Origin of the sequence: Pseudomonas sp. 43mfcvi1.1, assembly GCF_900115935.1 — a bacterium.
Classification (GTDB): domain Bacteria; phylum Pseudomonadota; class Gammaproteobacteria; order Pseudomonadales; family Pseudomonadaceae; genus Aquipseudomonas; species Aquipseudomonas bijieensis.
Map to the genome: position 1 here is coordinate 99,712 of NZ_UETT01000012.1, position 13,122 is coordinate 112,833.

Genomic DNA, 13,122 nt, shown 5'->3' on the forward strand with positions numbered 1-13,122 from the left:
CGACAAAGGATATGAGCGTGAGCATCAATCTGGATCAGGCACAGCAGACCTTCATCGTCGAGGCACGGGAACAGTTGCAAGCGATGGAAGAGTCGCTGCTGCAACTGGAAACCGACCCCGGCGACGACGACGCCATCGGCGCGATCTTTCGGGCGGCCCACACCATCAAGGGCTCGGCCGGGCTGTTTGGCCTGGAACCGATCGTCAGCTTCACCCACATCGTCGAAGACGTGCTCGATCGCCTGCGCAACGGCAGCGTCGAGGTGGACGCCGGCCTGATCGCGGTGCTGCTCAAGTCCAGCGATCACATGCTGGAACTGATCAACGTGGCCGCCAACCAGGGTGGAGCGCTGCCGCCACCGGCCCTGCAGCGGGAAGTGGAACTGTGCCAGATCCTGCAGGAGTACCAGGCGCCCTCGCCCGCTGCGGCCCCGACGCCTGCCCATGAAACCGCAACCAGCGAACCCGGCGAAACACGGCTCTGGCACATTTCCCTGCGCTTCGGCCACGACGTGTTCCGCAACGGCATGGACCCGCTGTCATTCCTGCGTTATCTGCAAACCCTGGGTGAAATCGTCGACATCGTCACCTTGACCGACGCCCTGCCCGCCGCCGACGCCTGGGACGCCGAGTCCTGCTACCTGGGCTTCGACATCGAGTTTCGCTCCGCCGCCAGCCATGGGGCGATCAACGAAGTGTTCGACTTCGTCCGGGAAGACTGCGTGATCGAGATCGTTGCCCTGGATGACGACGTCGCCCCCCAAGCCAACACTGGCATGGTGACCACATCGCCGGAACCGGCCGAGGAAACCACCGCGTTGGTCGCCACCGGCGAGTTGCTGTCCGACCAGCGCAAGACGCCGCGCATGCCCGCCCAGATCGCCACCGACAAACAGGCGGTGACCAGCGACAGCAAGGCCAAGGACGGCACCTATGTACGGGTCAATGCCGACAAGCTCGACGAGCTGATCAACCTGGTGGGGGAACTGGTCATCGCCAGCGCCGGCGCCAGCCTGCTGGCCCGCACCTGCCACAACGACCCGTTGCAGGAAGCCACCTCATCCGTGTCCGGGCTGGTGGAAGAAATTCTCGACGGCGCCCTGCGCCTGCGCATGATCCCCATCGGCGAAACCTTCAACCGTTTCCGTCGGGTGGTGCGCGATGTCAGTCAGGAACTGGGCAAGGACATCGACCTGATCATCAGCGGTGCGGAGACCGAGCTGGACAAGACCGTGGTGGAAAAAATCGGCGACCCGCTCATGCACCTGCTGCGCAACGCCATGGACCACGGCATCGAAACCGCCGAGGCGCGGCGGGCGGCGGGCAAACCGGCCAAGGGGCATTTGCACCTCAACGCCTATCACGACTCGGGCAGTATCGTGCTGGAGATCGCCGACGACGGTGCCGGCCTGAACCGCGACCGAATCCTTGAAAAAGCCCAGGAGCGTGGCCTGGTGACGCCGGGGGCCAGCCCCACCGACCAGGAAATCTACAACCTGATCTTCGAGCCCGGCTTCTCCACCGCCCAGGCCGTGACCAACCTTTCGGGGCGCGGCGTGGGCATGGACGTGGTCAAGCGCAACATCACCCTGCTACGCGGCACCGTCGACCTGGACAGCCAACCTGGCAAGGGCACCGTGGTGCGCATCCGCCTGCCGCTGACCCTGGCGATCATCAACGGTTTTCTGGTGGGCATCGGTCAGTCGACCTACGTCATTCCGCTGGACATGGTCCAGGAATGCATCGAGCTGAGCGAAGACGATGGACTCGCCAGCCGCGAACAAGGCTACCTCGACCTGCGCGGCGAGGTGTTGCCGCTGGTTTACCTGCGCGATCACTTCAGCCATGAAGGCCCGGCCGCGCGCCGGCAGAACGTGGTGGTGGTGCGCTACGCCGAACTCAAGGCCGGGCTGGTGGTGGATGACTTGCTGGGTGAATTCCAGACCGTGATCAAGCCGCTGGGCAAGCTGTTCGGCGCCCTTCGCGGCATCAGCGGCTCGACCATCCTGGGCAGCGGCGCCGTGGCGTTGATTCTCGACGTGCCGGCGCTGCTCACCCAGATCGCCCAAGTGGAAAACCGCTACACCCCAACTCAATTACAACAAGCCAACGCTCGCTGACGCTTTAGCAATTCCATGGAGAGGTACTTCCCAATGAAATGGTTCTACGACCTGAGAATCGCCACCAAACTGATCACTTCATTTCTTGTGGTGCTGGCGCTGACAGCCGTCATGGGAGTGTTCTCGATTATCCAACTGGGCCAGGTGAACGACACCGCCCTTGAAATCCGCGAAAACTGGATGCCCTCCATGCGCGCGGCCTCGGGCATGCGCTTCTTTGGCGCAAGCTACCGCCTCAAGGAAAATCGCCACATTACCGCCGACTCCGAGCCGGAGCGCGCGACCCTTGAACAGGAAGCCGACGAAGCCAAAAAGGCATTCGAAACTCGCTTGGCGACGTATGAAAAACTGTTGTCCAACGCCGAAGACCGCCAGTTGTTCGAAACCACCCGCAACGACTGGAACACTTACCTGACCATCAGCAAAGACCTGCTCGCGCTGTCTCGGCAAAACCTGACCGAGCAGGCCCACGCGCTGCTCAAGGGCGAGTCGAAGCGTCAGTTCGACCTGGTGACCTCCGACTTGCAAAAACTGGTGGAACTCAATGACGCCGGTGCGGGCGCCGCCAGCGAGAAAGGCACCGCACTGTATGAAAAAGCGCGCCTGTCGATCATCGTGGTACTGGTTGCCGCCTTGCTGGCGGGCCTGGGCCTGGCGCTGTTCATTTCGCGCATCATCTCCCGCCCATTGAGACAGGCCGCAACCGTCGCCGAGCAATTGGCCGAAGGCAACCTGAACGCGAAAATCGAAGGCGGCTCCAAGGACGAAACCGGCATGGTGCTCAACGCCATGCAGAACATGGTCGGCAAGCTCTCGCACATCATCGGTGAAGTGCGCAACGCCGCGGATAACCTGGCCAGTGCTTCGGAACAAGTCAGCGCCACTGCGCAATCCATGAGCCAGGCCACCAGCGAACAGGCGGCCAGCGTCGAGGAAACCAGTGCGTCCATCGAGCAGATGAGCGCCAGCATCAACCAGAACACCGAGAACGCCAAAGTCACCGACGGCATGGCCAGCAAGGCTGCCAAGGAAGCCACCGACGGCGGCGAATCGGTGCAGCAGACCGTGGTGGCGATGAAAAAAATCGCCCAGCGCATCAGCATCATCGACGACATCGCCTACCAGACCAACTTGCTGGCGCTCAACGCGGCCATCGAAGCGGCCCGCGCCGGCGAACACGGCAAAGGCTTCGCCGTCGTCGCCGCTGAAGTGCGCAAACTGGCCGAACGCAGCCAGGTCGCGGCCCAGGAAATCGGCGAGCTGTCGTCCAGCAGCGTCGATATGGCGGAAAAGGCCGGGAACCTGCTCAACGAGATGGTCCCTTCGATCAACAAGACGTCGGACCTGGTGCAGGAAATCAGCGCCGCCTCCGAAGAACAGGCCGCTGGCGTGGCGCAGATCAACACCGCCATGACCCAGCTCAACCAGGTGACCCAGCAGAACGCCTCCAGCAGCGAAGAGCTGGCCGCCACCGCCGAAGAGATGAGCAGCCAGGCCGAACAGCTGCAACAGGCCATGAGCTTCTTCACCCTGGACACGCCGCCCAAGTCGGCCAGCCAGCCCCTGAAGGTGGACAACACGCCGGGGCCGTCCAGCCGCAAGCCGGCTCGAGCTGCCGTGCCTGCGCTCCCCAAGGCCTTTGCCTACAGCATGGCCAGCGCTCCGGACGAATCCGAATTCACCCGGTTCTGACGGTCCGTTCCCACAGGCTCGCTTAAAGGAGATAAAGGCATGGGCGCCATCGCGACCACACGTCAAACCGCCATCGCGGTCGAGGAAGAAGCGCAGTACCTGACGTTTATGCTCGGCACGGAGATGTTTGCCATCGGCATCCTGTGCATCAAGGAAATCATCGAATACGGCAACCTCACCGTGGTGCCGATGATGCCGGCCTTCGTGCGCGGGGTGATCAACCTGCGGGGCGCAGTGGTGCCGGTTGTGGACCTGTCGGCCCGTTTCGGCCGACCGAACTCGGCGATCAGTCGGCGCAGTTGCGTGGTGATCATCGAGGCGGCCAGTGCGGACGGCCAGGCCCAGGACATTGGCTTGCTGGTGGACACGGTCTCGGCGGTCCTGGAAATCCCGGCCTCGCAGATCGAGCCGCCACCGAGCTTCGGGGCGAAGATCCGCGCCGATTTCATCAGTGGCATGGCCAAGGTCGATGGCAAGTTCGTCATCGTGCTGGAGGTGGACCGCGTACTGTCCATCGACGAAATGTCCCAACTCGCAGAAACCAGCCCGAACGCGCTGGAAGTGGATGCCCAGTGAACGCCGATACCTGCAAGGAACGCACGGTGAATTCACTGGCGCTCAGTGACCGCGAGTTCGGTCAGTTCCAGTCCTGGCTGTACCAGGCTGCCGGCATCAGCCTGTCCGAAGCCAAGAAAGCCCTGGTGGCCGGGCGTTTGTTCAAGCGCCTCAAGCACTATGGGCTGGACAGCTACGGCGAGTATTTCAAGCTGATCATGAACGGCCAGCGCACCGATGAATTGCAGGTGGCGCTGGACCTGCTCACCACCAATGAGACCTATTTTTTCCGCGAACCCAAGCATTTCGATTTCCTGCGCCAACACGTGCTGCCCCACGCGACACCGGGCAAGACCTTTCGCTTGTGGAGCGCGGCCAGCTCATCGGGCGAAGAGCCCTACAGCCTGGCCATGACCTTGGCCGAAGGATTGGGCACCACGCCTTGGGAGGTCATCGGTTCAGACATCAGCAGCCAGGTACTGGCCAAGGCACGCTCAGGGCACTACCCAATGGAACGCGCCAGCAACCTGCCCCATCCGCTGCTGGTGAAGTACTGTCTCAAGGGCACTGGCAGCCAGCAAGGCACGTTCCTCATCGACCGGGCGTTGCGTAACCGGGTCCACTTTATCCAGGTCAACCTCAACGACACCTTGCCGGAGCTGGGGGAGTTCGACGTGATTTTCCTGCGTAATGTCATGATCTATTTCGACCAACCCACCAAAAGCCGAGTGGTCGCCCGCTTGATCCCCCGGCTCAAGCCCGGCGGCTATTTTATTGTGAGCCATTCGGAGAGCCTCAACGGCGTGTCCGATGCGTTGAAACTCGTATCGCCTTCGATTTATCGCAAACCATGAGCGTCGCGATGAGGGAAGTGGCCGAGATGTACCTGGCGCCGGGGGAGTTTCGCTTCGCCACCTGCCCGACCCGGCTGCGTACCATCCTCGGTTCTTGCGTGGCGATCACGCTGTGGCATCCCGAACGCAGGATCGGCGGCATGTGCCACTTCATGTTGCCCAGTCGGATGCGCTGCTCCAAGGCGCTCAATGGCATGTACGCCGACGAAGCCATCGAACTGTTCCTGCGCCAGGCAAAGGCCCATCACACTGAACCCGAGGACTATCAGCTCAAGCTGTTCGGCGGCGGCGAAATGTTCCCTGAACTGCAACGCCACGTGCCCTACGGCGATGTGGCGCGGATGAACGTCAATGCCGCGCTGGAAATCGCCGCCCTCTATCGCCTGGACCTGATCGCCCAGGACATGGGCAGCACCGGCCACCGCAGCATCATCTTCGACCTTTGCAGCGGCGATGTGTGGGTCAGGCACCAACCGATAAGGACCCGGCATTAACCATGTCAAAAAAGATCAATGTACTGCTGGTGGATGACTCCGCCGTGGTTCGCCAGGTGTTGCTGGCAATCCTCAGCGACACGCCGGACATCCACGTCATGGGCGCGGCGTCCGACCCGATTTTCGCCATGGACAAATTGGCCAAGGAATGGCCCGACGTCATCGTGCTGGACGTGGAAATGCCGCGCATGGACGGCATCACCTTCCTGAAGAAAATCATGAGCGAGCGCCCGACACCAGTGGTGATCTGCTCGTCCCTGACGCCCCGGGGCGCGGAAACCACCTTGCAGGCGATGGCCGCCGGCGCGGTGGAAATCATCACCAAGCCCACCACCGGCCTGAAGAACTTTCTATTGGAATCGGCGCCGGAACTGGTGGCGGCGATCCGCGCCGCCGCCCAGGTCAATGTGCGCAACCTGGGCAAGCGCCCTGCCCCGACCGCACTGACGCCGGCCACCAAACTCACCGCCGACGCCATGCTGCCCGCCGCCAACGGCCACGCCATGGCGCAGACCACCGAACGAATCGTCGCCCTGGGCACTTCCACTGGCGGCACCCAGGCCCTGGAAGCGGTGCTCACCGCCCTGCCACGGGTGTGCCCGGGCATCGTCATCGTCCAGCACATGCCGGAAAAATTCACCGCCTCGTTCGCCGCCAGGCTTAACAGCCTGTGCCAGATCGAAGTGCGCGAAGCCCGCAACAACGACCGCATCCACCCCGGCCTGGCGCTCATCGCCCCCGGTGGCAAACACATGATGGTGACCCGCAGCGGGGCGTTCTACCACGTGCAGGTGGTGGACGGCCCACTGGTCAACCGCCACCGTCCTTCAGTGGATGTGCTGTTCCGCTCCGTGGCCAAATTCGCCGGCCGCAACGCCACCGGCATCATCATGACCGGCATGGGCGACGACGGTGCCCGTGGACTGAAGGAAATGCTCGACGCCGGCAGCAGCACCGTGGCCCAGGACGAAGCCAGCTGCGTGGTCTTCGGCATGCCCAAGGAAGCGATCAAACTCAACGCCGCACAGCGGGTGATGGGGTTGCAGGAGATTGCGCAGGTGATTTTGCATAAGTAAGGAGCTGAGGACTGTTCCCCCGATCCACACAGAACTCATTGTGGGAGCAAGACTTGCCCGCGATGGCATTGGCACATTCAACATGAATGCAAGCTGACCCACCGCTATCGCGAGCAAGCTTTGCTCCCACAAATAAATCCCCTTGCCACAAAAACAGTTGAGTTCACATCCATTCGCCCCACACACCAATCACCTGTGGCGAGGGGATTTATCCCCGCTGGCTGCGAAGCAGCCCAAGAGGCTTGCAGCTGATCGACCGGTGGATCGGGGGATGAGCTTTAGGGCTGCTTCGCTGCCAACGGGGATAAATCCCCTCGCCACAGGGTTCGCTTCAGTATTGGGTTGCCTTGTCTGTGGGCCGGTGGCTACACCGGCGAAATCGTCGCCAGCACGCCGATCAAAAGAGTCAGGGCCAAAAACCCACCTAGAAAAATCGCCATCTTCGCCATGAGCACTCCTGAAGCAAAAAATTGCAGTACACGGGCGGTCTGATAGGCAAACCGCGCGGTTATTCTGGGCTGGGGATTGGGTTCATTACAGAGGCAGCTGTAACAGCAAAATACAGATCAGACGAAAAACCTAGCCCTCGCCGCGCAGCTTTTTGTGAGCCAATCTGGCCTGCGCGACTCCGGTTTTCTACATGGTTTTTCATCGACGCTGAATCACCACGTCGCGGGTACTCATAGGAAAAAGAAGTTGCCTCATCTCAAAATCATCGACTTTTTGCAATCACACCACTCATGTACTGATTTAAATCGCGCAAGCTCTCAACCCCCCAGGCGTGCGGCGGTAGTTTTATACCATTCTCTCGCAAAGTTCTTGGAATCAAGTCTCCATTTGGACGAAGTATTATCGAGGACACGATTACACCCGGATAATCATTCAGCCGCTTCTTGAAAACGGACGTTGTAAGATCAGGCGTGGGAGGATTGCTTTTATTAGCCAACGGCCCTGTTCCCTTGAGATCCGCTCCATGGCACATGGCACATCTTTGCAAATAGAGTTTTTTCCCATTGGCATTATCGGCGAGGGATAACGATGTTTGAATGAGCGATAACATTCCTAGCGAAACGATGAATAATTTTTTCATTTTCGTTTTCATGTGGCCTTGGTGTAAAAATCAGATCTGAATCAGGGGCAGCAGACGCTTGAGCAAAGCCTGCGACCGTGGTTAGAAGTCGGCATTCTCTCTTCGGGAGGCCCTTACTTGCAAGGATCGTCCAGAGAGGCCAATGAACAATTTCGGCTAGAACCAAGGAACCTTAAACCAAGGGAACTTACCCTCCGATATACCAAAGTATATTTCCATGCCCCAAGGCATTCTGGCGATCTTCGAAGACGCCCCTTAATCTAGCCGGACATTTAACGCGCCAGGTCGAGCACACTTTAATTTCATGACTTCCAATGACTGCTGGCGAGGTCGCAGCCCTGGCTTTTAATCGTGTAAACAGAGGTGTTCAATGCGCCCTTCGTTCCCTGCGCCGGCACTTACTTCCCTGAGAAACAGGGAGCAAGCCGCAACCACTTCCTGGTGGGCGGATATTGCGCTATTCAGCATTCTGCTGCTCTTGGCGGCGTTTATAGTGTATGGCCTCGATCAAATGAGCCAGCCCCTCGGCGCCCTTGATTCCTCGCCGTTGTCCCTGGATCTGGTCCACCTGCCGGAATACACCTTGCGCACCACTCTGCGCATGTTCATTGCCTTGTTCGCTTCGTTTGTTTTTTCCTTGGTCGTCGCCACGCTGGCCGCAAAAAGCCGCAAGGCGGCAATCGTTATCCTGCCCGCGTTGGATATTCTCCAATCGGTGCCAGTACTTGGGTTCCTCACGTTTACCGTCGTGTTCTTCATGGGGCTCTTCCCCGGCAAGGAAACGGGCGTGGAATGCGCGGCCATCTTCGCCATCTTCACCAGCCAGGTCTGGAACATGACCTTCAGTTTCTATCAATCGTTGAGAACTGTGCCCAACGATCTTTACGACGTCAGCCGACAGTTCTCGTTTTCCCCATGGCAACGCTTCATCAGGCTGGAGCTGCCCTTCGCCACGCCGGGCCTGGTGTGGAACATGATGATGTCGATGTCGGGCGGCTGGTTTTTCGTGGTCGCTTCCGAGGCCATCACCGTCGGCGATACCACCGTCAGCCTGCCAGGTATCGGCTCATGGCTGGCACTGGCAATCGAGCAGCAAAATATCGCCGCGATTGCCTGGGCAGTGCTGACCATGGTCGGGGTGATCATTGCGTATGACCTGCTGTTTTTCCGGCCGATCGTCGCCTGGGCGGACAGGTTTCGCTTCGAACAGACCGCCTCCCAGAAGCGCCCACGGTCCAGGGTCTACGACCTGCTGCGTTCGACGCGTCTTGTGCCCTGGGTGCTGCAAGCACTGGCCGGCATCAAGACTTCGTTATTCCTGGACAAACTTCCCCGGATGCCTCGGATCGGGTTCAAGAGCAGTGCCCGCTTCAACCGTGCATCTGACTTGATCTGGATCGCCCTGGTCATCGCGGCCTGTATGGCTGGCATCCTGCAACTATCGCGCTTCATTGGCAGCACCCTGGGTTTGGAGGACGTGATCAGCACCTTTGGCCTGGGCCTGGCCACCCTGCTGCGAGTCGCCGTGCTGATCGTCCTGGCCAGCGTGCTTTGGGTGCCCATCGGTGTCTGGATCGGCTTGAACCCGCGCTGGGCCGAGCGCTTGCAGCCCGTCGCACAGCTGCTGGCGGCGTTCCCGGCCAACGTCCTGTTTCCGTTTGCGGTGATCGCCATCGTCGCCCTGAAGCTCAACCCGGATATCTGGCTGTCGCCGCTGATGGTGTTGGGCACCCAGTGGTACATCCTGTTCAACGTGATCGCCGGAGCCAGCGCGTTGCCCACCGATTTGCGCGAGGCGGCGCGCAGCTTCCACGTGCGCGGCTGGCAGTGGTGGCGCCAATTCGCCCTGCCCGGCATTTTCCCCTACTACATCACCGGCGCCCTCACCGCAGCGGGCGGCTCGTGGAACGCCAGCATCGTCGCCGAGGCGGTTTCCTGGGGCAACGAGCATCTCTACGCCTCCGGGCTGGGGTCCTATATCGCCCAGGCCACCGCGGCGGGGGATCTGCAACGGGTGGCGCTGGGGGTTTCGGTCATGTCGATTTTCGTGGTGGGTTTCAACCGGTTGCTATGGCGTCCGCTGTACGGTTTTGCCGAGCGTCGGCTTCGAATTGATTGAGGGTCAAGCAATGGAAGTGATAGACAAGCGTTGCCTCGTCGACGTGCAGCAACTGGGACACGTCTATGGCACGGCGGGCGGTGCCGAGCGAGTAGTGTTGGACAACGTCTGCATGCGCCTGGACGACGGGGAAATCGTCGGCCTGCTGGGGCGTTCGGGGTCTGGGAAGTCGACCCTGCTGCGCTCCATCGCGGGCCTGATTTCACCCACCACCGGCATGGTTGATTTTCCGGCCAACGCTCAAGGGGTTTCGAGCTCGGTACGCATGGTATTCCAGAGTTTCGCCCTGTTCCCCTGGCTGACCGTACTGCAGAACGTCGAGATCGGCCTCGAGGCCCTGGACGTGGCGGCCCCGGAGCGCCGGCGTCGGGCCTTGGCCGCCATCGACATGATCGGTCTCGATGGTTTCGAAAGCGCTTTCCCGAAAGAATTGTCCGGCGGTATGCGCCAACGCGTCGGCCTGGCCCGGGCCCTGGTGGTCGCCCCGGATGTGCTGTTGATGGACGAGCCGTTCTCCGCGCTCGACGTATTGACCGCCGAAACCCTGCGCACTGACCTGCTGGATTTGTGGGGCGAAGGACGGATGCCGATCAAATCGATATTGATGGTCACCCATAACATCGAAGAAGCCGTACTGATGTGTGATCGGATCCTGATTTTTTCCTCCAACCCGGGACGGGTCATGCAAGAAATCAGCGTGGACCTGCGTCAGCCGCGCAATCGCACGGACCCGGCCTTCCAAGCCTTGGTCGAACACATCTATGTACAAATGGCAGGGGGAACGAACGTCGGTTCACCACGCCAGGGCATGTTTGCCGGCACCGGCACGGGCATGGTCTTGCCGGCGATTTCCACCAACGCCCTGGCCGGGCTGATCGAGGCGGTGCAGGCTCAGCCGTTTGCCGGCCAGGCGGATCTGCGCGAGCTCGCCGGAGTGTTACGCTACACCGCCAGTGATTTGTTTCCGGTGGCTGAGGTACTGCAACTCATGCGTTTGGCCGACATGCAGGACGGCCACATAACGCTGCTGCCGGCCGGGCAACGCTACGCCGATTCAACAGTGGATGAGCGCAAGCAACTGTTTGCCCAGCACCTGCTTAAATACGTGCCGCTGGTGGGTCATATCCGCAGGGTGCTGGACGAGCGCCCTACCCGCACGGCACCGGCCAGGCGTTTCCGCGATCAACTGGAAGATTTCATGTCCGAGCACGACGCCGCCCATACCCTGGATTGCGTCACGCAATGGGGACGCTACGCCGAGTTGTTCGCCTATGACGAAGTGGCCGATCTGTTCAGCCTCGACAATCCATCCTGAGTGGGCGGTATAAACTGCGTGGATCAGGCCCAAGCGTTGGAGCGATGCGAGATGAACACCCCATGAGAAGCACCCGGATGACGCTTCGCCTGCTGCTGTTACTGGGCTTGGCGCTGGGCATTGCCGCGATCGATACCGTCACCGATCTGGAAATTGCGGTCGGGGTGTTCCAGATCGCCGTGGTGCTGATCGCCGTGCGGATCCTGCCGACGCGGGCGGTGGCCGGCGTCTCGATCGTCTGCATGATTTTGACGATCCTGAGTTATCGGTTCACCCGTTTTGGCGACACCGAGGCCGGACTGATCAATGTCTTGATCAGCCTTGCGGCGATCGCCGGCACGACGTATCTGGCGCTGCGCCTGTCCGCCGCGATCCGTACGGTGCATCAGACCCGCGCCCACCTGGCGCACATCACCCGCATCAACATGCTCGGCGAACTCGCCGCCTCGATTGCCCATGAAGTCAACCAGCCATTGGCTGCGGTGGCCACCAGCAGTGGCGCCTGCCTGCGCTGGATGGCCACCGAGCAGCCCAACCTGATCAAAGCCCAGCAAGCGCTGGAGCGGATCATCGCCGACACCCATCGGGCCAGCGACATCATTGCCCGCTTGCGCGGCATGGCTCGGCATCAAGCGCCGACCAAGCAATGGCTGAACGTCGCTGACACGCTCAACGCCGCGCTGCGGTTGTTGGCGGGAGAGCTGAACGAACAGAACGTCACCTTGCGCGTGCATGTCGAGGAAGGCCTGCCGCCGATGCTCGCCGATGAGGTGCAGATCCAACAAGTCATCCTCAACCTGGCGATGAACGCGGTCGAGGCGATGCGCCAGGTAGACCTCGAGCGTCGGATCCTGCAATTTGATGTGGTGCTGGAGTCACGCCAGCAACTGCTGTTTTCGGTTTCCGACCAGGGCAGCGGTCTGTCGGCAAGTGATCGCGAGCGAGTGTTCGAGGCCTTCTACAGCACCAAGCGGGATGGCATGGGCATGGGGTTGGCGATCAGCCGTTCAATCATCGAAGCCCATGACGGTCGTCTCTGGGCCTCAAGCGACCCACAGACCGGCGCGACTTTCCACTTCACCCTGCCAGCCGTCACAAGGGAATCCGATGAGCCAAACTGACGTTCACGACCTGGCCGAATCGATGATCTACATCGTCGACGATGACAGCTCGGTGCGCGAATCGCTGCAAGACCTGTTGGCCTCCGTAGGCCTGGCGAGCCGGGCATTCGGCTCGGCCCGCGAGTTCATGAACGCCGATCTGCCGGATGTCCCGGCGTGCCTGATCCTCGATGTGCGGATGCCGGGTTTGAGCGGGCTGGATTTCCAACAGGAAATGACCCGATTGAATATTCGCGTCCCGGTTGTGTTCATCACCGCCCATGGCGACATCCCCATGTCGGTCAAAGCCATGAAGGCCGGGGCCCTCGAATTCTTGACCAAGCCATTCCGTGAACAGGACCTGCTCGATGCAATCAGCCTGGGCCTGGGCCGTGACAAGGAACGGCGCAAGGCCTCGGCGCTGGTCGACGACTTGAAACGCCGTCATGCCGGGCTGACTGACGGCGAACGCGAGGTGATGGAGTTAGTCGTGTCAGGGCTGCTGAACAAACAGGTGGCCGGCCAACTGGGTTTGAGCGAAGTGACCGTGAAAGTGCGCCGCGGGTCGTTGATGCGCAAGATGAATGCGGACTCGTTGGCAACGCTGGTGAAGATGTCGGAAAAACTCAAGGAAGCAGATCGCTAGCGGCCCCTGATCACGGCTATCATTGCCGTTCGCCCAGTTGACGGGCGATGTCGCAGCCCCC

11 protein-coding genes are annotated in these 13,122 nt (G+C 60.9%); 10 read left to right on the plus strand and 1 reads right to left on the minus strand.

Going from position 1 to position 13,122, the window contains the following annotated elements:
- The first annotated feature begins 17 nt into the window (after window positions 1-17).
- The 6 genes from DTP52_RS21940 to DTP52_RS21965 are packed head-to-tail and all read left to right on the plus strand — an operon-like array spanning window position 18 to window position 6,791.
- Window positions 18-2,120: a chemotaxis protein CheA gene (locus DTP52_RS21940; protein WP_109755301.1), complete on the plus strand. Its 2,103-nt coding sequence runs from the start codon at window positions 18-20 to the stop codon at window positions 2,118-2,120.
- 33 nt (window positions 2,121-2,153) lie between these two features.
- On the plus strand, window positions 2,154-3,812 hold the full coding sequence (locus DTP52_RS21945; protein WP_109755215.1) for a methyl-accepting chemotaxis protein: 1,659 nt from the start codon (window positions 2,154-2,156) through the stop codon (window positions 3,810-3,812).
- Window positions 3,813-3,851: 39 nt separating this feature from the next.
- On the plus strand, window positions 3,852-4,388 hold the full coding sequence (locus tag DTP52_RS21950; RefSeq protein ID WP_109755216.1) for a chemotaxis protein CheW: 537 nt from the start codon (window positions 3,852-3,854) through the stop codon (window positions 4,386-4,388).
- On the plus strand, window positions 4,385-5,221 hold the full coding sequence (locus DTP52_RS21955) for a protein-glutamate O-methyltransferase CheR (protein ID WP_162893817.1): 837 nt from the start codon (window positions 4,385-4,387) through the stop codon (window positions 5,219-5,221). Before DTP52_RS21950 ends, DTP52_RS21955 begins: the two co-directional genes overlap by 4 nt.
- The gene (gene cheD / locus DTP52_RS21960; RefSeq protein ID WP_109755217.1) at window positions 5,218-5,715 is read left to right on the plus strand and encodes a chemoreceptor glutamine deamidase CheD; all 498 of its coding nucleotides are present in this window, start codon (window positions 5,218-5,220) and stop codon (window positions 5,713-5,715) included. Before DTP52_RS21955 ends, cheD begins: the two co-directional genes overlap by 4 nt.
- A 2-nt stretch (window positions 5,716-5,717) precedes the next feature.
- Window positions 5,718-6,791 carry a chemotaxis response regulator protein-glutamate methylesterase gene (locus tag DTP52_RS21965; RefSeq protein ID WP_109755218.1) on the plus strand — a complete coding sequence of 358 codons (1,074 nt, stop codon included), beginning with the start codon at window positions 5,718-5,720 and terminating at the stop codon, window positions 6,789-6,791.
- 712 nt (window positions 6,792-7,503) lie between these two features.
- On the opposite strand, the gene DTP52_RS21970 is transcribed toward DTP52_RS21965, so the two are convergent.
- Window positions 7,504-7,881, minus strand: a complete 378-nt coding sequence (locus DTP52_RS21970) for a cytochrome c (protein WP_109755219.1) — start codon at window positions 7,879-7,881, stop codon at window positions 7,504-7,506.
- Window positions 7,882-8,251: 370 nt separating this feature from the next.
- Between DTP52_RS21970 and DTP52_RS21975 the strand changes: the two genes are divergently transcribed.
- The 4 genes from DTP52_RS21975 (at window position 8,252) to DTP52_RS21990 (ending at window position 13,061) form a co-directional block, all read left to right on the plus strand.
- Window positions 8,252-10,000, plus strand: a complete 1,749-nt coding sequence (locus tag DTP52_RS21975; RefSeq protein ID WP_109755220.1) for an ABC transporter permease subunit — start codon at window positions 8,252-8,254, stop codon at window positions 9,998-10,000.
- Window positions 10,001-10,010: 10 nt separating this feature from the next.
- Window positions 10,011-11,315: an AAA-associated domain-containing protein gene (locus tag DTP52_RS21980; protein WP_109755221.1), complete on the plus strand. Its 1,305-nt coding sequence runs from the start codon at window positions 10,011-10,013 to the stop codon at window positions 11,313-11,315.
- Window positions 11,316-11,392: 77 nt separating this feature from the next.
- Window positions 11,393-12,436 carry a sensor histidine kinase gene (locus DTP52_RS21985; protein ID WP_178082496.1) on the plus strand — a complete coding sequence of 348 codons (1,044 nt, stop codon included), beginning with the start codon at window positions 11,393-11,395 and terminating at the stop codon, window positions 12,434-12,436.
- Complete coding sequence (locus tag DTP52_RS21990; RefSeq protein ID WP_109755223.1) at window positions 12,423-13,061, plus strand: response regulator transcription factor; 639 nt, start codon at window positions 12,423-12,425, stop codon at window positions 13,059-13,061. Before DTP52_RS21985 ends, DTP52_RS21990 begins: the two co-directional genes overlap by 14 nt.
- Window positions 13,062-13,122 lie beyond the last annotated feature (61 nt).

Excerpts from the sequence above, each read along its gene's own strand:
- DTP52_RS21990 (WP_109755223.1), top strand. The coding sequence starts at position 12,423 with ATGAGCCAAACTGACGTTCACGACCTGGCCGAATCGATGATCTACATC.
- DTP52_RS21950 (WP_109755216.1), top strand. The coding sequence starts at position 3,852 with ATGGGCGCCATCGCGACCACACGTCAAACCGCCATCGCGGTCGAGGAA.
- DTP52_RS21975 (WP_109755220.1), top strand. The coding sequence starts at position 8,252 with ATGCGCCCTTCGTTCCCTGCGCCGGCACTTACTTCCCTGAGAAACAGG.
- DTP52_RS21980 (WP_109755221.1), top strand. The coding sequence starts at position 10,011 with ATGGAAGTGATAGACAAGCGTTGCCTCGTCGACGTGCAGCAACTGGGA.
- DTP52_RS21970 (WP_109755219.1), bottom strand. The coding sequence starts at position 7,881 with ATGAAAAAATTATTCATCGTTTCGCTAGGAATGTTATCGCTCATTCAA.
- DTP52_RS21945 (WP_109755215.1), top strand. The coding sequence starts at position 2,154 with ATGAAATGGTTCTACGACCTGAGAATCGCCACCAAACTGATCACTTCA.
- DTP52_RS21985 (WP_178082496.1), top strand. The coding sequence starts at position 11,393 with ATGACGCTTCGCCTGCTGCTGTTACTGGGCTTGGCGCTGGGCATTGCC.
- cheD (WP_109755217.1), top strand. The coding sequence starts at position 5,218 with ATGAGCGTCGCGATGAGGGAAGTGGCCGAGATGTACCTGGCGCCGGGG.
- DTP52_RS21965 (WP_109755218.1), top strand. The coding sequence starts at position 5,718 with ATGTCAAAAAAGATCAATGTACTGCTGGTGGATGACTCCGCCGTGGTT.